The organism is Agrobacterium sp. OT33 (genome assembly GCF_017313365.1).
Classification (GTDB): Bacteria; Pseudomonadota; Alphaproteobacteria; order Rhizobiales; family Rhizobiaceae; genus Agrobacterium; species Agrobacterium rhizogenes_A.
This window is the reverse complement of sequence record NZ_JAFLMZ010000004.1, coordinates 30,015-48,688: the sequence shown is the minus strand read 5'-3', so window position 1 is coordinate 48,688 and position 18,674 is coordinate 30,015. Positions and strand designations below refer to the sequence as shown.

17 protein-coding genes are annotated in these 18,674 nt (G+C 60.3%); 4 read left to right on the top strand and 13 right to left on the bottom strand.

Going from position 1 to position 18,674, the window contains the following annotated elements; all coding sequences use genetic code 11:
* The 7 genes from uxuA to JZX88_RS10745 all read right to left on the bottom strand — a co-directional run bounded on the left by uxuA (position 1) and on the right by JZX88_RS10745 (position 7,193).
* The gene (gene uxuA / locus JZX88_RS10775) at positions 1-1,209 is read right to left on the bottom strand and encodes a mannonate dehydratase (protein ID WP_206913556.1); all 1,209 of its coding nucleotides are present in this window, start codon (positions 1,207-1,209) and stop codon (positions 1-3) included.
* A 16-nt stretch (positions 1,210-1,225) separates the two neighbouring features.
* Complete coding sequence (locus tag JZX88_RS10770; RefSeq protein WP_206913555.1) at positions 1,226-2,272, bottom strand: L-idonate 5-dehydrogenase; 1,047 nt, start codon at positions 2,270-2,272, stop codon at positions 1,226-1,228.
* 72 nt (positions 2,273-2,344) lie between these two features.
* On the bottom strand, positions 2,345-3,751 hold the full coding sequence (locus JZX88_RS10765; RefSeq protein ID WP_174034928.1) for a TRAP transporter large permease: 1,407 nt from the start codon (positions 3,749-3,751) through the stop codon (positions 2,345-2,347).
* A gap of 4 nt (positions 3,752-3,755) precedes the next feature.
* Positions 3,756-4,328, bottom strand: a complete 573-nt coding sequence (locus tag JZX88_RS10760; protein WP_020809476.1) for a TRAP transporter small permease — start codon at positions 4,326-4,328, stop codon at positions 3,756-3,758.
* A gap of 60 nt (positions 4,329-4,388) precedes the next feature.
* Positions 4,389-5,363 (bottom strand): sialic acid TRAP transporter substrate-binding protein SiaP, encoded by a 975-nt coding sequence (locus JZX88_RS10755; RefSeq protein WP_065117663.1) that lies wholly within the window; start codon positions 5,361-5,363, stop codon positions 4,389-4,391.
* A 63-nt stretch (positions 5,364-5,426) separates the two neighbouring features.
* Entirely contained in the window at positions 5,427-6,143 is a 717-nt protein-coding gene (locus JZX88_RS10750) for a FadR/GntR family transcriptional regulator (protein ID WP_142855810.1), read from the bottom strand.
* A gap of 363 nt (positions 6,144-6,506) precedes the next feature.
* On the bottom strand, positions 6,507-7,193 hold the full coding sequence (locus JZX88_RS10745) for an HAD family hydrolase (RefSeq protein ID WP_110760315.1): 687 nt from the start codon (positions 7,191-7,193) through the stop codon (positions 6,507-6,509).
* 406 nt (positions 7,194-7,599) lie between these two features.
* Here JZX88_RS10745 and minC point away from each other — a divergent pair, with 406 nt between their 5' ends.
* The 3 genes from minC to minE are packed head-to-tail and all read left to right on the top strand — an operon-like array spanning position 7,600 to position 9,436.
* Entirely contained in the window at positions 7,600-8,328 is a 729-nt protein-coding gene (gene minC, locus JZX88_RS10740; RefSeq protein WP_206913554.1) for a septum site-determining protein MinC, read from the top strand.
* Positions 8,329-8,363: 35 nt separating this feature from the next.
* The gene (minD, locus tag JZX88_RS10735) at positions 8,364-9,179 is read left to right on the top strand and encodes a septum site-determining protein MinD (protein ID WP_046802075.1); all 816 of its coding nucleotides are present in this window, start codon (positions 8,364-8,366) and stop codon (positions 9,177-9,179) included.
* On the top strand, positions 9,176-9,436 hold the full coding sequence (gene minE, locus JZX88_RS10730) for a cell division topological specificity factor MinE (protein WP_003506500.1): 261 nt from the start codon (positions 9,176-9,178) through the stop codon (positions 9,434-9,436). Before minD ends, minE begins: the two co-directional genes overlap by 4 nt.
* A 42-nt stretch (positions 9,437-9,478) precedes the next feature.
* Here the strand turns inward: minE and JZX88_RS10725 are convergent, their stop codons facing one another.
* The 3 genes from JZX88_RS10725 to JZX88_RS10715 form a co-directional block, all read right to left on the bottom strand.
* Positions 9,479-10,381 (bottom strand): amino acid ABC transporter substrate-binding protein, encoded by a 903-nt coding sequence (locus JZX88_RS10725; RefSeq protein WP_065117668.1) that lies wholly within the window; start codon positions 10,379-10,381, stop codon positions 9,479-9,481.
* 69 nt (positions 10,382-10,450) lie between these two features.
* Positions 10,451-11,344 carry an amino acid ABC transporter substrate-binding protein gene (locus JZX88_RS10720; RefSeq protein ID WP_206913553.1) on the bottom strand — a complete coding sequence of 298 codons (894 nt, stop codon included), beginning with the start codon at positions 11,342-11,344 and terminating at the stop codon, positions 10,451-10,453.
* Between the two features lie 30 nt (positions 11,345-11,374).
* Positions 11,375-13,693 carry an EAL domain-containing protein gene (locus JZX88_RS10715; RefSeq protein ID WP_206913552.1) on the bottom strand — a complete coding sequence of 773 codons (2,319 nt, stop codon included), beginning with the start codon at positions 13,691-13,693 and terminating at the stop codon, positions 11,375-11,377.
* 346 nt (positions 13,694-14,039) lie between these two features.
* Between JZX88_RS10715 and JZX88_RS10710 the strand changes: the two genes are divergently transcribed.
* Entirely contained in the window at positions 14,040-15,398 is a 1,359-nt protein-coding gene (locus JZX88_RS10710) for an amidase (protein ID WP_206913551.1), read from the top strand.
* Between the two features lie 161 nt (positions 15,399-15,559).
* Here JZX88_RS10710 and JZX88_RS10705 read toward each other — a convergent pair whose 3' ends face one another.
* Genes JZX88_RS10705 through JZX88_RS10695 form a run of 3 tightly spaced genes read right to left on the bottom strand, consistent with a single transcriptional unit; the run spans position 15,560 to position 18,572 of the window.
* Entirely contained in the window at positions 15,560-16,201 is a 642-nt protein-coding gene (locus JZX88_RS10705; protein ID WP_003523774.1) for a ThuA domain-containing protein, read from the bottom strand.
* A 17-nt stretch (positions 16,202-16,218) separates the two neighbouring features.
* Positions 16,219-17,319 (bottom strand): Gfo/Idh/MocA family protein, encoded by a 1,101-nt coding sequence (locus JZX88_RS10700; RefSeq protein WP_206913550.1) that lies wholly within the window; start codon positions 17,317-17,319, stop codon positions 16,219-16,221.
* A 53-nt stretch (positions 17,320-17,372) separates the two neighbouring features.
* Positions 17,373-18,572, bottom strand: coding sequence for an ROK family transcriptional regulator (locus tag JZX88_RS10695; protein WP_065117673.1), 1,200 nt, complete (start codon positions 18,570-18,572; stop codon positions 17,373-17,375).
* Positions 18,573-18,674 lie beyond the last annotated feature (102 nt).

The following is an 18,674-nucleotide window of genomic DNA, read 5'->3' as shown; positions in this document are numbered from 1 at the left end:
TCAGCCTTGCCTGCTCGCCAGCCCGAAACGGCCATGCGACAGGGTGCGTTCGATGCCGCGCAACTCCGCCAGCCCTTTCAGCCGGCCGATGGCGGGATAACCGGGCTGTGCGCCGCGCGTCAGGTCATCGAGGATTTCCTGTCCGTGGTCGGGACGCATCGGAATGGTGTGATCTTCACGGCCTTCGGCGCGACGGCGGGTTTCCTCCGACAGAAGTGCGGCGATGACGGCGACCATGTCGGTGCCGCCTTCCAGATGTTCGTCCTCGAAGAAGGAGCAGGGCACGGTATCGGTGTCGCGCGTCACATTGCGCAGATGCACGAAATGGATGCGATCGGCAAAACGGCTGGCGATGAAGGGCAGGTCGTTATCCGCCCGTGCGCCGAGCGAGCCGGTGCAGAGCGTCACGCCATTGGCGCGGCTATCGACCTGCGACAGCATATGGGCGTAGTCGTCTTCCGTTGAGAGAATGCGCGGCAGGCCGAGTAGCGGCCATGGCGGATCATCACCATGGGCGCAGATATTGATGCCCACTTCCTCGGCAACCGGTGTCACCTCGGAGAGAAAGTCGATCAGGTTCTGCTGCAGCCTTTCACGGTTGACGCCGTGATAGGAGCGCAGTTTTTCGAGCAACTGGGCGAGTGTATAACCATCCGCCGAGCCGGGCAGGCCAGCGTCGATATTGCGCCCGAGCGCGGTGATTTTTGTATCCGGCATTTCGGCGAAGCGTTTTGCCGCTTCCTCCAGCAGCCAGTCCGGATAGTCGGCCCTGGCATCTGGACGTTTCAGAATATGAATGTCGAAGGCGGCGAAATCGGGAAGATCGAAGCGCATCGCCTTTGCGCCGTGTCTGGTTTCCCAGCGCAGATCAGTGCGGGTCCAGTCCAGCACCGGCATGAAATTATAGCAGACGGTGCGGATGCCGGAGGCGGAGAGGCGGCGCAGGGTTTCCTGCCAGTTGGCGATGTGATTTTTCCAATCCCCGGTCTGGGTCTTGATATCTTCGGAAACGGGCACGCTTTCAACCACGTCCCAATAAAGCCCGCCGGCCTTGATGGCCTCATGCCGTTTGGTGATTTCGTCCACCGGCCAGACATCGCCGGTGGCGATGTGGTGCAACGCGCTGACGATGCCTTCCGCACCCGCCTGAGCCGCATCCTGAACCGTGACCTTGTCGACCGGGCCGAACCAGCGCCATGTATGTCTCATCTTAAATCCTCAAATATCAGTCTGCTGAAAATGTCAGTTGCACCTTGCAGGCGGCGGAGCGGTCTCCGGCCTGTTCGAATGCGGCTTTTGCCTCGCCAAGCGGGAAGCTGTGGGAAATGATCGGCCGCACATCGATCCCGCGCGTGGAGATAAGCCCGGCGGCGATGGCGAATTCATCATGGAAACGCTGCGAGCCGCGCCAGAGGATTTCCTTGCCCACCAATGCATTGAGCGGAATGGTGATGTCGCCGGTGACCCCCACCTGCACGATGGTGCCGCGCGGGCGCACGCAGGCAAAGGCGGTGCGAAGCGCGGGCGCTGCGGCGGAGCAATCGAAAATGACGTCGAAATAACCCTTGTTTTCCTGATAGGGCAAAAGCGCCTCAGTGTCTTTTGCGACATTGATGGTGCGGTCGGCGCCCATGGCGGGTGCGCGTTCCAGCGCGGCATCGGTGAGATCGGTCGCGACGAGGGTGTCGGCGCCGGCATGGCGTGCGGCGGCGATGGTCAGGAGGCCGATGGGGCCTGCGCCCGTCACGAGTACGTTTGCACCCTTCAGATCGCCGGCCTGGGCGACTGCATGCAGGCAGACGGCGAGCGGTTCGGTGCAGGCGGCCTCGGCGGGTGAGGTCGCGTCTGAAAATGTTGCGCATTGTTTTGCCGGAACCACCAGCCGGTCGCGGAACATGCCCTGCTCATGCGGCAGACGCATGGCGCTGCCCATGAAGCGCATCTCGAGGCAATGGATCGGCTGACCCTTCAGGCAGAACCGGCAATGGCCGCAGGGCTGCGACGGATTGACGGCGACGAGCTGGCCGATGGCAAGCCCGCTGACACCTGCGCCCAAAACCGCGACACGGCCGGATGCCTCGTGGCCGCAGATGATCGGCTCGCGCACCCGCACCGGGCCGAAACCGCCATCCTGATAATAATGCAGATCGGAGCCGCAGATGCCGCCTGCGGCCATGGTGAGCAGCACTTCGCTGGGGCCGGGAGCCACAAGCTCCTGCGTTTCGACGCGGATGTCCTTAACGCCGTGTAGACGTGCCACGCGTGTCTGCATGACGATGCCCTCATTTATGGGTGTTTTATGGATGGACCCGCGCGGGAAACCGCGCGGGCAATGATGTTTTCGTCAGCGGATCAGGCCCATTTCGGTCGGCAGCCACAAGGTGATGGCCGGAACGAAGGTGATCAGCAGCAGCGCTATGAACAGCGGCACCAGCCACGGCAGAATGGCCATTGTCGTGCGCTCGACGGAGAGTTTCGCCACACGCGAGAGCACGAACAGCACCATGCCGAGCGGCGGGTGCAGCAGCCCTATCATCAGGTTGAGCGTGATGATCAGGCCGAAATGCACCGGGTCGATATTGAATTGCAGCACCAGCGGCAACAGGATCGGCACGAGGATGGTGATCGCCGCGATCGTATCGAGGAAGCAGCCGACGAACAGCATCAAGAGATTGACCAGCACGAGGAAGATCCACTTGCTGTCGGTGATCGTCAGGATCGCCGCCGACAGAATCTGTGCCGCCTGACTGACGGTCAGCAGCCATGCGAAGACGGAGGCGGCCGCGACGATGAAGAGCACCGAAGCGGTCGTTTCGATGGTGTCGAAGGTCGATTTTGCCAGCGTCTTGAAGGTCATCGTCCGGTAACGGACAAGCCCGAGGAACAGCGACCACAGAACGGCCGCAACAGCTGCCTCCGTTGGCGTGAACCAGCCCATGGTCATGCCGCCGATCAGGATGACAGGCGTCATCAGCGCCATCACGGCGGAGAAGTCGAAATACCAGTCGCAGGCGAGCAGGATGACCAGCACGATCAGGATCGACAGGTTGAGCGACAGGCCGAATGCCGTGAGGATATAGATGCCGAGCGGCACCATCATGACGACGAGGACTTCAAGAGATGCGCCGAAGATGGTTCTGAGATTGAACGGTGTATCGGAGCCCCAGCCCTTGATATAGGCGAAGACCGCAACCGTGATCATCATCAGAAGCGTCATGACGACGCCCGGGACGATACCGGCCATGAACAGCGCGCCAATCGAGACATTCGCCATCATGCCGTAGATGACGAAGGGCAGCGATGGCGGGAAGATCGGCCCGAGCGTTGCGGAGGCGGCGGTGACGCCGACGGCCGCTTCGACCGGATAACCGTGATCCTTCATGGCCTTGATTTCGATGGTGCCGATACCGGCCGCATCGGCAAGCGCGGTGCCCGACATGCCGGAAAAGATCACCGAGCCGATGATGTTGACCTGTGCGAGACCACCCTTCATCCAGCCGACCAGCGCGACCGCAAAGGAATAGATGCGTCCCGTCACACCCGCCGTGTTCATGAGATTGCCGGCAAGGATGAAGAAGGGAACGGCCAGAAGCGGGAAGCTTTCCACACCCGCGATCAGGCGCTGCGCCGCGATGATATCAGGCGCGACGTTGTAAAACACGATGTAGAGCAAGGAGGCCGAGGCCATGGAAATGGCGACCGGCAGGCCGATCAGCATCAGCAGAAGAAATGAGCCGATAAGAAGCAGCATCTGATCAATCCCCCGCGCTCTGGAATTCTTCGGGCCGTTCCAGAACGGAATAGCCTCGCTGCATATTGGCGATGAACACCTGCACGGACCGGAAGAACATCAAGACAAATGCCGCCAGAACCGTGTAGAAAACGATGTTGCGCGGCAGCGCCACGGTGACCATTTCCTCATCCGCGACGATTTCCAGATAACGCCACATCAGCCAGGATGTGTAGGCGAAGAACAGGATGCGCAGCACATCGACGAGGATCGACATGGCGCGGGCCACCTGCGGCGGCACGTAGTGATAAAGCACATCCACCTGAATGTGGCGCGACATGCGCACGCACATGACGGACCCCAAAAACACCACGCCGATCAGGCAGTTGACGGCGATTTCTTCCGTCCAGGCGTAACTGTTGTTGAGCACGTAACGAGTGAAGAACTGAAGGAACACGCAGCCCGTCATCAGCCAGAAAAGGCCGAGCGTGACCCAGTCCTCGAATGAGTAGACCTTGAGATCGACCTCGGGCGGCGCCTCATCGAACGTATGGGCGAGTTCCTCAGGGGTGACCTGAGTATGGATTTCCTGCGACATTGAGATATCCCGTCTGGAGAGAAAGGGCGGTGCGGCAAAGAAGCCGCACCGGATCTTGGCTCACTTGACGGCGCGAATGGCTTCCCAGTCGGCCTTGTCGTAACCGAAGTCCTCGAACTTCACTTTTTCGATGACGTTCTTCTCGAAGTCGGCCTTGTCGACTTCGGCAACGGTCAGGCCGCGCTTCTTGAAGTCTTCGACGAGGCTTTTCTCGCGTTCATCGATGGTCTTGGTGGTCCGCTCGGCGGCTTCCTGCATGACTTCGGTGAAGATTTTCTTGTCGTCATCCGAGAGCTGCGACCACAGGTTCTTCGAGATCACCGTGTTGAGGTGGTCAACGATGTGGCCGGTCAGGACGATGTTCTTCTGCACTTCGAAGAACTTCTTGGCCTCGATGGTGGTCAGCGGGTTTTCCTGCGCATCGACGGTGCCGTTCTGCAGCGCCAGATAGACTTCCGCGAATGCAATCGGCGTGGTGTTGGCGCCGCAGGCGCGCGGCATGGCCAGATAGGCCGGAACGTCGGGAACGCGCATCTTCAGGCCCGCCATGTCGGCGCAGGTGGCAATCGGCTTGTTCGACGTGGTGTGACGCGTGCCGTAATAGCTGACGGCGGCGATGTGGTTGCCGGTCTTGTCTTCATAACCCTTGGCGAGACGCTTGAAGATATCGCTCTTGGTATAGGCGATCAGATGGCTCGGGTCGCGGAAGATGTAAGGGAAATAGGTGACGCCGATCGGCTTGAAATCACGTGCGGCAAAGCTCGAACCGGAAATGATGATGTCAACTGTGCCGATCTTCAGGCCCTGGTTGATATCGGCTTCCTTGCCAAGCTGCGAGGCGGGGAAAACATCCACCTTGTAGCGGCCATCGGTGCGCTTGGCGATCTCTTCCGCCGCCCAGACCGAATCGGTGTGGAACGGTTCGGAGGTCTCGTAGACATGCGCCCATTTCAGTGTGGTCTGCGCCTGCGCCGCCAGGGCGGAAAGCAGGATGGCGGCTGTTGCGCCCATCAAAGTCGACAATCTGATTTTCATTCTTAACTCCTCCCGAATTAAAGCCAGATGTGCTGTTTTTTCCGTTGCCAGCTGCGGCGACGGTCACTCTTCTCCGATCGTTTCCTCCCCGAAACTTTCGGAAAATCTCTTTTGCGACAGCGTCAGATGCTGCCGCATCGCCTCACGCGCTCCTTCCGGATCGTTGGCGGCAATGGCGTCGCGGATCACCCGGTGCTCCTGCACGGCGAGGTTCCAGGTGTGCGGGCCCTCGAAATAGCTGGCGAGCTTTTCGAAAAAGGGTGACAGGCTGCGCTCGTCATAGATCAGGCCGGTAAAGCGATTGAGCGCCGAATTGCCGATGATATCGGCAATCGCGGTATGGAAGGCCCGGTCGAAATTGAGTGCCTGAGGCGAATTGTCGAGCGCGCCGGCCATACGCTCGATGATGTCATCGAGTTTGGCGATGCATTCCGGCGTGGCAAGCCGTGCGGCCTCTTCCGCAATCGCGCTCTCGATGATGCAGCGCGCCTGCAGGATTTCGAACGGGCCATGGGCATCCGGCACTGCCGGCTTTTCCTTGGCCTGCTTGCCGGCTGCGCTGACATAAACGCCCGACCCCATGCGGATATGGATATGGCCTTCCACTTCCAGCACGATCAGTGCTTCACGCACCGTGGGGCGGGATACGCCGAAGCGTTCCGCAAGGTCGCGTTCCGCCGGCAGACGCTGACCTTCGGTCAGTTCCCCGCTTTCGATGAGCAAGCGAATTTGTTCCGCGACCAGCCGGTAAAGGCGGCGCGGCTCCAGAGCCACAAACATGATGTCCTCCCAGCGTGAAAGTCTCCCCCGATCACGCAAGCGGTAAGATGGTCTTACCAATTTTATTAGGACGCATTTGTGCGGCGCTGTCAATTGGCCGTTTGTGGAAATGTCTATGGGCTACGATTGCGAGCGGTTCGGCAGATTGGGCGGTTGTCGCATCCCACGCTTTCGCCATTCCGGCGTTGAGCGACCCCAGGTGTTTGCCTTGAACGGGCTCTTTTCGCTGCGCGGACGCGTCTCGGCCTGTTTCCGGCTTTAGGCCGGAATGGCGGGAAAAAGTTCATTCCGGACAGTTGCGGCGGCTGACTTGTTTGCCGGGAGGTTGAGAATAAAGCCGCGGCATCCAGCACGCGGCTCGCATCAGTTCCCCGTGCCGGCGAGCTTCAGATTGCCATTTTCGGCAACAATCACATCCAGCTCACCATAGCCACCGATGGAAAGATGCGGTGTTTCGATCGGGTGGGAATGGGTCACATTGATGACCACCACTGCGGCTCCCATGCGTTCGCCGGCCTGAATGCCTGCGGGAGCATCCTCGAAGACAACGCAGTGCTCCGGCGCAACGCCCAGCCTTTCGGCGGCCTTCCTGTATCCTTCAGGGTCTGGCTTGCCGTTGACCACATCGTCTGCACAGATCATGACGGGTGGCGGTGTAATGCCGGCCGCGGCGAGCCGGCGCTCGGCCAGTTCCCGCACGGCTGATGTGACGATAGCCCATTTTCCTGCCGGCAAAGACGCAAGAAAGGCTGCGGCACCGGGTATCTGAATGATGCCCTCCACATCATCCATCTCGGCGCGCAGTATCATGTCGGCCTCCTTATCCACATCGAGGCCGGGAACGGCCTCGCGGCGGATCACCTCCGAGGCCCGCATGCCGTGAATGCGCTGCAGGAAGGCATCAGGTTCTATGCCGTTTGCAACGGCCCACTCCCGCCAGACGCGCTCCACAACCGCAATCGAATTGACCAGTGTTCCGTCCATGTCGAACAGGAAGGCGGCGTAATCCTGCGAAAATATCTGGTCCTGCGGCGGGACTTTGCTGTGCATCTCATTCTTCCATTGGAGGTATCGGGATCGCCTGTCTCTACAGCATCAAAGGGCATAACGGAATCGCTTTTCCATCTGGAAGGCAGGGAATGGCTTTCCGGCAGCCAACGGGAGTGTCCCGGAATCGGACGCTTCATGTGTTTCGCGACTCGCCGGGTTAGGGTAGGGGCATGACGTGCCTTCCCGGCGCCGCAGGGCGTCAGGTTGCAGCAAGGATGAACTGCTATCGTGAGTTTTTACCAGCGATAGAAGTATGTGAAATCAAAAGATAATGGATGGATTTGAATGTTTCGGTTGAGAATTTTCGCGTTGGAATTTTCTTAACGAAACCGCCGCCCGAGGGGTGGCGTTAACCATTTGTTAACCATATTCGAGGTACCTAATTGTCAACGATTTGTTTACCAAGATGACCAAAGTGCTAACAGACCAGCGTTCGATCCGTATCAAAGGCCGCTCCTTCCTCGCAGTCGTGCTGTCCCCCGAATCTCCGGTCGATCAATGGCTGGAAAAGCTCGATGATCTTGCTGCCCGTTCCGCGGGCTTCTTCCTGTCGCGTCCGGTGGTGCTGGATGTGACGGAACTGACGCTCGACAAGGCCGGACTGAAGGCGCTGCTGGCGGCGCTGACGGAGCGCAATGTCGGTATCATGGGCATTGAGGGTGTTCGCCCCTCGATGATCGAGCCCGGCATGCCGCCGTCGCTGAAGGGCGGAAAGCCGGCCTCCGATGTCGAGGTTGAGCCGGTTGCTGTCGTCGCCGACGTGTCGGAGGCAAAGCCGCAGGCATCGGGTGAGGTTCGCGCGGTGGTGCAGTCGCTGGTCATCAATGAACCGGTGCGCTCCGGCCAGTCGATCATGTTCCCCGAGGGGGATGTCACCGTCATCGGTTCGGTTGCCTCGGGTGCGGAAATCATCGCCGGCGGCTCGGTGCATATTTACGGCGCCCTGCGTGGTCGCGCCATGGCCGGGTCGCTCGGTAATGTCTCGGCGCGCATCTTCTGCCGCAAGCTCGAAGCCGAGCTCCTGGCCATCGATGGTGTCTACAAGGTTGCCGAAGATATTGACGACAAGCTGCGCGGCCAGCCCGTTCAGCTGTGGCTGGAAAACGATACGATCAAGGCCGCGAAGCTCGGCTGACAACAGAGAAACACACAGGAACAGGAGAGAGCCATATGGGGAAGGTAGTCGTTGTAACTTCCGGCAAGGGCGGGGTCGGCAAGACCACCTCGACCGCAGCGCTTGGCGCCGCGCTGGCGCAGAACAAGCAGAAGGTCGTGGTCGTGGATTTCGATGTCGGCCTGCGCAACCTCGATCTCGTCATGGGTGCGGAACGCCGGGTGGTTTACGATCTCGTCAACGTCATCCAGGGCGATGCCAAGCTGACGCAGGCGCTGATCCGCGACAAGCGCCTCGAGACGCTGTTCCTCCTGCCGGCCTCGCAGACGCGCGACAAGGACAATCTGACGCCGGAAGGTGTGGAATGGGTCATCAACGAGTTGAAGAAGCACTTCGACTGGGTGATCTGCGACAGCCCGGCCGGCATCGAGCGCGGCGCGACTCTTGCCATGCGCCATGCGGATGTGGCCGTCGTCGTCACCAACCCGGAAGTCTCTTCGGTGCGCGACAGCGACCGCATCATCGGCCTGCTCGATTCCAAGACGCTGAAGGCCGAACGCGGCGAGCGCATGGAAAAGCACCTGCTCCTGACGCGGTATGATTCCGCCCGCGCCGAACGCGGCGACATGCTGAAGGTGGATGACGTTCTGGAAATCCTCTCCATCCCGCTGCTCGGCATCATTCCGGAAAGCACGGATGTGCTGCGCGCCTCCAACGTCGGTGCGCCGGTGACGCTGGCGGATGCACGCTGCGCGCCGGCCATGGCCTATTTCGACGCCGCCCGGCGCCTGTCCGGCGAGGATATCCCCGTCGTCATTCCGGGCGAGAAGCGCGGCATCTTCTCGAAAATCTTCGCAAGGAGGGCTGCATGAGCATCTTCAGTCTCTTCCGCAAACAGAAGTCGGCCCCGCTTGCGCGTGAGCGCCTGCAGGTGCTGCTCGCCCACGAAAGGGCATCGTCGGGTTCGGATCTCGTCGCCATACTGAGGGAAGAAATTCTCGGCGTCATCGCCAAACACGTGCAGATCGACAGCGACAGGGTGCATGTGAAGATGGATCGCGACGAACACGTTTCCATACTGGAGATCGACGTCGAAATTCCGCTGGGCGCTGATCTGCGCGCTGCCTGAGCTATTTTATGAAGACGCCGCCCACCCCACCGGGCGGCGTCTCTACTCCGCCGTCGTATCGACCGGCCTGCGGAACGCTTCGGCCAGATCGCCGGGCAGGGCCCGCTTCAGGTTGATGCCGTTCGGTGGTATCGGCGCATTGAACCACTTGTCATAGATTTTTTCGATTTCGCCGCTGGCATAGATTTGCCCCAGCGCCTCGTTGACTGCGTCCCGGAAACCGGTATCGCCATGGCGGAGCATCAGGCCATAGGGCTGCGGCGGGGCAAGATATTCGTTTGAAATGGTATAGTCGTCCGGTCGCCCGGTTTCGGCGACGAAGGATCGCAGAAGAATATCGTCCATGACGAAGGCCGAGGCGCGGTTTTCCGTCACCATGTCGAAACCGCCTTCGGTACTGTCATTCTGCAGAACGGCGATATTCAGCCCCAGCTTGCGGTTGAGAACGTTCAATTGGCTGATATTGATGGTTCCCGTCGTCACCACCACCGTGCGGCCGGCAAGATCGGCAACCGTGTTCAGGCCGCTTGCCTTGAGCGCGACATAACGGGTGCCGGTGATGAAGTGGCTGTAGGAAAACCATACCGCCTTGCGCCTCTCCTCCGTATTGGTGCTCGCCACACATTCCATGTCGATCGTGCCGTCATTGAGAAGCGTGATACGGTTGCTTGGCGTGCGCTTGACGAACTCGGCCTTCAGTTCCGGCAGGCCCAGTTTCTTCTTGATGGAATCGGCCACCCTCAGGCAAAGCTCGATGCTGTAGCCGATCGGTTCCGGGCCACTCCCCAGATAGGAAAAGGGAATGTTGCGGTCGGCATAACCCAGCCGGATGATGCCGGTTCTGGCAATGGTTTCGAGCGTTGGCGGCTGGTTGTCCTCGCTCACGGCCGGGGTGGATAAAAGGCTTAAAATCCCGAATGCAAGCCACAATGTCGATCTCTGCATCGCGCATCTCCAGCTAAAATGGTCTGTCAAAACGTGTCTTCATAAAAGTCGAGGCGGGAGGGGAGACCCTCAGTCCCGGTATTCATTCGGGTGTTCGTAGGCCTGTTTCAGGGTGGCGGCCATTGGCAGGTTCAGGTTCATGCCGTTGGGCGGAATGGGTCTGGTGAACCATTTTTCATAGAGTCCGTGAATGGTCGGGCCGGTGAAGATCTGCCGCAGGCTTTCATTGACGACAGCCTTGAAGGCCGGATCGTCGCGCCGGAAGACCAGCCCATAGGGCTCGGGCGCGCTCAGCGTTTCCTCGGACAGCGCGTAGAGGTCCGGATTGTCGGATGTCGCCGCCAGTGCCGCCAGCAGGATACCATCCATGACGAAGGCGGAAGCCTTGCCGGAAACGACGAGTTCGAAGGCCTCCTCGTTGGTTTTTGTCGGCATGACCGAGATATTGAGGTTCTTTTCGCGGTTCACGGCATTCAGCTGTTCGATATTGACGGTGCCGGAGGCGGATGTGACGGAACGGCCCGCCAGATCGGCAAGGCTTTTCAGATTGTCCTGCCTGCGCGAGAGAAACTGGGTGGCGGTCATGAAATTCGGATAGGAAAAATCCACGATTTTCCGGCGCTCGCTGTTATTGGTCGTGGCGGCGCATTCGATATCGATCTGGCCGCTGCGCACGAGGATGAAGCGGGTGGCGGGCGTGGCCTTGACATATTCGAGGTCGATCCTGTCGAGCTTCAGCTGCTTGCGGATATCCTCGCTGATCGCGCGACAGAGATCGGTCGAAAAACCCGTTACCTGCCCATCCGGCAACTGGTAGGAAAAAGGCGGTTCGGCTTCGCGATAACCGATGCGGATTTTCGCGGTCCTGGCAATCTGCTGCAGCGTGTCGCCTTCGCCGGCGGCCTGCAGCGGGGTGATGGGGGCAAAGCATGTGAGGAAAAGGCAAAATACTGCAAGACGCATTTTATGTCCTTTTGGCCGGCGGCCGGTTTCTCAAATCGCTTTTTGTGGTGGGCAATAATTGTCCTGGGTCGGTTGTCCAGCGCCGCCAAATTCGTCGTTCCCGATCGGAGCGATGACGGCGCGGTTCTTGAGTATCCGGGTAAGCGGGGCTGGCTCGGCGAAATAATAGCCCTGCGCTTCGTCGCATCCGGAAAGTTTGAGGGCCTCGAGCTGCTGGCTGTCTTCCACGCCCTCGGCCGTCACCTTCAGGCCGATCTGCTCCGCCATGTCGATGATGGTGTTGACGATCGCCGAACACATGGGATTGGCGGGCAGGCCGGAGACGAATTCGCGATCGATCTTGATCTTGTCGAAGGCCACATGCGTCAATGTGCTCAATCCGGCGTAACCGGTGCCGAAATCGTCGAGGACAAGGCGGACGCCCCTTTCCTTCAGGAGCTTCAGGGCTCTGGCGCTGCTGTCGCGCTCCAGCATCGCCGTTTCCGTCACTTCCAGCTCCAGCCGCTCCGCCGGGAAGCCGGATGTTTCAAGTGCCCGGTCGATGACGGGAACGATGTCGTCATTACAGAGCTGGACTGCGGACAGGTTGACGGCGAGCCGGATGTCCTTCGGCCAGCTCATGGCATCCGCGCAGGCCTGCGAAAGAACCCACTCACCCAATGGCTTGATGAAGTTGTTTTCTTCGGCAAGGGTGATGAAGCGGTCCGGGGAGATCAGGCCAAGCTTGCTGTGCCGCCAGCGGGCAAGTGCCTCATAGGCAACGATACGGCCGCTCTGCAGATTGACCACGGGCTGGTAATGCAGCTCGAATTCATGGTTTTCGAGGGCGGATTTCATGTCTATTTCCAGCGCATGCTTGTGCTGCGCCACCATGTCCATGCCCGCCTCGTAAAAAACGAAATAGCCGCATCCCATGGATTTAGCCCGGTAAAGGCCGAGATCGGCATGTTGCAGAAGCTGCGTGGCGGATGTGCCGTGTCCTGGCGCGCAGGCGATGCCGATGCTAGTATCGATGCTGATGTCGCTGCCTTCGAGGTGGAAGCTGCGCGAGACCGCGTGCACCACCCGGGCCGCGAGCATCGCCGCATGGCTCTCGCAGTCTGCGTTTGTCGATTGTATGATTGCGAATTCGTCGCCGCCAAGCCGGCTCACCATGTCGTCTTCGCCGAGCACGGAGGAAATCCGCGAGGCCACCGCCACCAGCAGTGCATCGCCGGCCGCGTGCCCTAGCGTATCATTGACGGCCTTGAAGCGGTCTAGGTCGAGCAGCATGACATTGAACGGCTGGCCGGATGCGACAAGATGTTCAAGGCGGTTTTCCAGCGTCTTCATCAGCAGCACGCGGTTGGGAAGGCCGGTCAGCGCGTCATGGTGCGCCATGTGTTCCAGCTGTTCCGCCATGTCGCGTATCTGCCTCAGACGCCCGCGCTCCAGAACCGCTTCACGCAGCGTTTCGATGGCGGTGGCCATGTCGCCGATCTCGTCCCTGCGTTCCTGAAACGGCGTGACGGTATCGGTTTCCTCACGGGCGATCCGCAGTGTCGCCTGCACCAGGGCGGGGACGGGCTTCAGGAAATGCCTGGCAATCAGTGTCACGAGTACGCCGGTGACAGTCAGCACCACGATCAGCGCGGCGAGCGAATTGTAGATCAGCTTGCGTTGCGCGCCATAAAGCGCGTCCGAACCGCCGATGCTGACGGCAACGGCGCCGATCGGTTTTTTCGTTTCCGTGCTGATGATCGGCAGCAGGCCAATATAGTGGCTGGATTCGCCAATCGTGGCAAAGCCGGTGGCAAAACGTGCCGCTACGGCATCCCGGGAAAAGATCGGATCGGTGGCAAGCGGCTTTTCAGCATCATCGGTGGCGTTGTCGAAGGCCGCGGCGATCTGCCGGAAACCGGAATCGGCTTCGTCATAACGGAAAAGCCAGACGGCATTTTTGGTCTGGGCGCCGATGAGGGCAAGAACGTCGCTCGGATTGAAGCCGGTAACGAGAATGGATTCGTCGTCGCCGATCGGTTTGTCGGTCAATATGCCGTTGACCTGCCCGTCGGCATCGGCGGTGACGCTGACATAGGTATAGATGCTGCGCAAGGTGGCGCTGGCGATCTGCGAATTGACGCGGGCCTGGTTAAGCCATTGCTCGCTAGCGGCGGCAACGAACATGTACCAGCCGACGAGCGCGCCGATGCTGTAGGAAAAGATCACGCCGCCCAGAAATATCAGGGTTATCTTGCTGGCAAGCGAGCGCCGCCGCGACAACCGGCCCGCCTCCGGCTGCGTCGTTGAGCGAAGCATGTGCCCGGGTTCAACCTGTCTATCCGTCCCGCGATAGGCAGTCTCTTCCATTCGCGATAGTCCCCCGCGATGTCGCGTTATGATTGTTTTATGGAATTTTTATAGGGCATGTATTTCAATGGTGTCTGCTAAATAATTCAACAAAGTTTAGATGCGATTAAGAATTAATCCGTCTTTTTATAGTCGTCGCTGATATAAGGCGCGGCGATCTTGCACCTCAGGTTGAAAAAACAGCCGCCGTCGGTGGGCGTTCATGTGCCAGATTCAGCCAGCCTGCTTGCAGCTGTCCCGCACCCCGGTACCGATCTTTCGCCCGCAAACGAGCTGTGGCCGGCCTTGCCAAGCCGCGGATAAACGGCATGTTGGACGCAATATGCCGATTTAAGGGAATGTCATCATGGCTCACACGGGCAAAAACATCGCGCAGCTTTCCATCCTCATCCAGAGCGGCCATCTTAATCCGCGCGCCCTGGCGGAAGAGACGCTCGACGTGATCCGCGGGCAGGACGATCAGGCGATTTTTGTCGGGTTGACGACAGAGCGCGCCGTGGCGGAGGCGGAGGCCGCCTCGAAACGCATTCGCGAAGGCCGCTCCCGTGGTCTGCTCGACGGTATTCCGGTTGCCTGGAAGGATCTTTTCGATCTCGAGGGCATGGCGACCACGGCCGGGTCGAAGGTGCTTGCAGATGCCACCGTTGCGGCCCGTGACGCGGATGTGGTGTCGGCGCTGAAGCAGGCGGGCATGGTTTCCGTCGGCCGCACCAATATGAGCGAGTTTGCTTTTTCCGGCCTCGGCATCAATCCGCATTACGGCACGCCGCGCAACCCCGCCGCGCGGGACGGTCACCGTTTGCCCGGCGGCTCGTCCTCCGGCGCGGGTGTGGCCGTGGCTGCCGGCCTTGTGCCGGTGGCGATCGGTACGGATACCGGAGGATCGGTGCGCATTCCCGCCGCCTTTAACGGCGTGGTGGGCTACAAGGCAAGCCGCGACCGTTATTCGATGCGCGGCGTCTATCCCCTGGCGAAAAGCCTCGATTCGCTCGGACCGCTCACCCGCACCGTGCAGGATGCCGCCTGGGTGGATGCCGCCATGCGCGGCAAGGCCACGGCTGATGTGGCGCGCGCACCTCTTTCCGGCCTGTCGCTGGTGGTGCCGGAGACAGTGTTTTTCGATGGTATCGAGGATGGTGTTGCTGCCGCCTTCGAGCAGGCGGTGGAGCGGCTGGTGCGTGCCGGCGCTTCGGTGCGGCGGCAGGCATTTCCGATTTTTTCGGAGTTGTTCGACCTTATCAGGGAAAAGGGCGCGCTGGTAACGGCGGAAGCCTTTGCACTGCATAAAGTCCGGCTGGAAGGTGAGGACGCCGCGCGTATGGACCCGCGCGTCGTTGCCCGAACGAAGCTTGGTGCGAATATCTCCATGCCTGACTATATCGCCATTCTCGAGGCGCGCGAACGCATGACGGCGGCGTTTTCCGGCATGGTCGGCAGGCACGAGCTTCTAGTCTCGCCAACATTGCCGCACGTCGCGGCAAAGGTCGCGCCGCTCATCGATGATGACGATGCCTTTTTCGCCATGAATGCGAAAACCCTGCGCAACACCCAGATCGGCAATTTCTTCGATCTCTGTGGTGTTTCGATCCCCTGCGGAACAGGCGAGGCAGAAATGCCGGTCGGCCTGTTGCTTTCCGGCCTGCATGGGACGGACGATCATGTTCTCAGCGTGGCGATGGCGGCGGAAGAGATTGTTCGGGGTTGAGGGGGATTCATCCCCTCGGGTTGTCGGTAACGTAAAAACCTATCCTTCGTCATCCTCGGGCCTGTCCCGAGGATCTGCTGCCGATTGATTTTTGATACGTGGTTAGATCCTCGGCACAAGGCCGAGGATGACGTCGCGTGGGGAGAGGACTCCCGACAACCTCAACGCGCCGCCCAATTGGCACCGCGGCGGAACATGGTTTTCATCTGCGGCACGGAAAACTCCTTGGCCTGATGGCCGAGCGCCGAATAGAAAACCCGGCCCTTGCCGTATTTGCGTTTCCACACCACCGGCATCACTACGCCGTCGATCCACCAGGCATGGTCGCCGGTGAATTTCGTCGTCGCCAGCACCTCGTTGGAGGGGTCGACATGCATGTAATATTGCTCCGACGTGTAGGGGAAATCGGAAATTCCCTCCATCAGCGGGTCATCGGGGCGGGTGATGTTGACGTGATAGTCGATGATGTTGCCGGGATGGGCGACCCACTGGCCACCGATCATGAACTGGTATTCCACACATTCGCGGAAACTGTCGCCCGCGCCGCCATGGAAACCGGCAATGCCGACGCCGTTTTCGACGGCGGCCGTGAGGTTCTTGATCTCTTCCTTCTCGATCTTCGACATGGTGACGATGGGCACGACGAGGCTGAGATCATGTACCGAAGGATCGGCGAAGGCCTCGGTTGAATGCTCCACATAGACCTTGAAACCGTCCTCCTCCAGCATGTCCTTGACGATGGTGGCGCATTCCTGCGGCTCGTGGCCGCTCCAGCCGCCCCAGACGATGAGTGCTTCGCGCATTTATTTTCTCCTCCGGATTATTTACCGAGCTGGCCGTCGACCAGCGATGTTTCAAGCGGAGCAGGGCGCTCTGCCTTGGTGGTGATGGAAACGGTCGTGCCGCTGTCGGATGCCGTCTGGAAGGCTTCCATGACCTCCAGCACATGCAGGGCCAGATCGCCACTGGCGCGATGCGGGCGGTTCTCGCGGATCGCATGGGCCATGTCGGCGACGCCGATGGAGCGGTAATTGCCGTCGGCATAGGGTGACGACAGCGCCTGCGGCTCGAACTGGCCGCCCTTTTTCAGCAGTTGCACTTCGCCGCCGAAATGGTTGGGATCGGGCACGATCAACGTGCCTTCGGTGCCGTAGAGTTCCAGCGGCACGTGTTTGTGGCCCGCCACATCGAAGCTCATGCCCACCTGCACCACGGCGCCATTCTCAAAAGACAGCACGCCGGAGACATGGGTGGCAACATGAACGGGAATTTTTTCGCCGTTCTTCGGTTCGCTAGTGATGAGGCGTTCATTGCGCGGCGCGATGGCGAAACCCGCAACCTTGGCGACCGGGCCGAACAGGTTGACGAGATCGGTGATGTAATAGGGACCCATATCCAGCATCGGCCCGCCGCCAACCTCGTAATAAAAGGCCGGATTGGGGTGCCAGCGCTCATGGCCGGGGCACATGAAGGTGGCCGTGCCGCCAACCGGTTGGCCGAGCACGCCCTCGTCGATCAGCCGACGCGCGGTCTGGTGGCCGCCGCCGAGGAAGGTATCCGGAGCCGAGCCGATGCGCAGGCCCTTGGCCCTTGCTGCATCCGCAAGCCGTTTGCCCTCGGCGAAATTGATGCCGAGCGGCTTTTCGGAATAGGCGTGTTTGCCGGCGTCCAGCGCGCGCAGCCCCACCTCCACATGCGCCTTGGGGATCGTCAGGTTGACGATGATCTCCACGGAAGGATCGGCGAGAAGCGCGTCGATGCTGGTTGCCTGAAGGCCGAACTCATCGGCGCGGGCTTTCGCCGCCGCCTCGTTCATATCCGCAAGACCGCGAATGTCGAGAATGGGAAACGACGCCATGGCCTTGAGATAGGCGCTGGAGATGTTGCCGCAGCCGATGATGCCGATGCCGACCCTGTTCATGTGATTTCCTCCCGTAAATCAGAAATGTCTAAGCGCGCTGCTCTGCCTGTCGGCTAGAGCGCCGGCCCCGTCGTGTTCCAAGGCGATTCGTAAAGCTCGTAGAGTGCTACGGCTGCCGCGCCCTGCGCCCACAATTCATCGCTCGCAACGTCGAAAACCAGCTCCGCGACGCCGGCCAGCGAAGGCGGCACGGCGGCGTTGTAGCTGTCGCGGATGCTGGTGATGAAGGGTTCGCCCAGTTCGAGGCTGGAGCCGGTGATGATGACCAGCGGCGGTGCAAACAGCGTGACGATATTGGCAAGTGTCAGGCCCAGCGCCGCGCCGGCGCGCAGGGCTGCCGCAATGAGATCGTGATCTTCAGCCGCAATCAGCGCATGGGCATGCTGCATGCCGCGACCGAGCCGGATCGCCTCGGCAAATCGCCCGTCCACGGGGCGCGAGCCTAAAATAGCGTTTTCGCCGGCCTGGCTCGCCAGCCGCACTGTGCCCTCATTGGCAAGACCGATGACAAGGTCGCCGAGATTGTGGCTGAGGCCGCCGGCACCGCGAAACAGCTGGTTCTGGTGCAACACGCCAAGCCCGAGCGTCTGCTCGAGCGAAATCAGCACCATGTCTTCGAGATCGCGGGCATGGCCGAACCAGTGGTGGGCAAGGGTAATCGCATGAGCGTCGCTTTCGATGATGGTCGGCGAGCTCAGCCGCGCCGTCATTTCCTCGGCGAAATTGACGTTCACCTCACGCAAAATCGGGCTGCTGCGGATTTTCCCGGTGCGGTGTTCTATGACGCCGGGAAGTCCGAGGCAGACCATGTCCACATCTTCCAGCGACAGACCGGCATCGACCACGCAGCGGCGAACCCCGTCCTCCACCAGATCGGCGATGACGCCAATCGGCTGGCGGTCGACACGGATCGGCAGGGCGAGGGTGGAAAGCACATTACCGCAGAAATCGGTGACAACGAAAACCATGCGGCTTGCAGCGATCTTGGCGCCCACCACGCGGGCGGCATCCGGGTTCAGCTCCAGCATCACCCGCGGCCTGCCGCGTGCACCTTCGGTGCGGATGTCACCGAGATGACGGGTCAGTATAAGCCCGTCATCAAGCAGCGAGGCTGTAATCGCCGAAACGGTGGTGGTGGAAAGTTGCGTTCTTTCGCTGATTTCCACCCGCGAGATCGGGCCGTGGCGGCGGATGCTGTCCAGCACGCTTAGCCTGTTGATCGCGCGCATTAATTCGGGGTCTGCGGTCTTCATGGTGTCCTGCTGCGATCGATGCCGGTTCGAGAACCGATTTATGTCGGGTTGCGGATTAAATAACGGTGTGGGGGAGGGGTATGTCAAGCGGTTCGCGCAAAA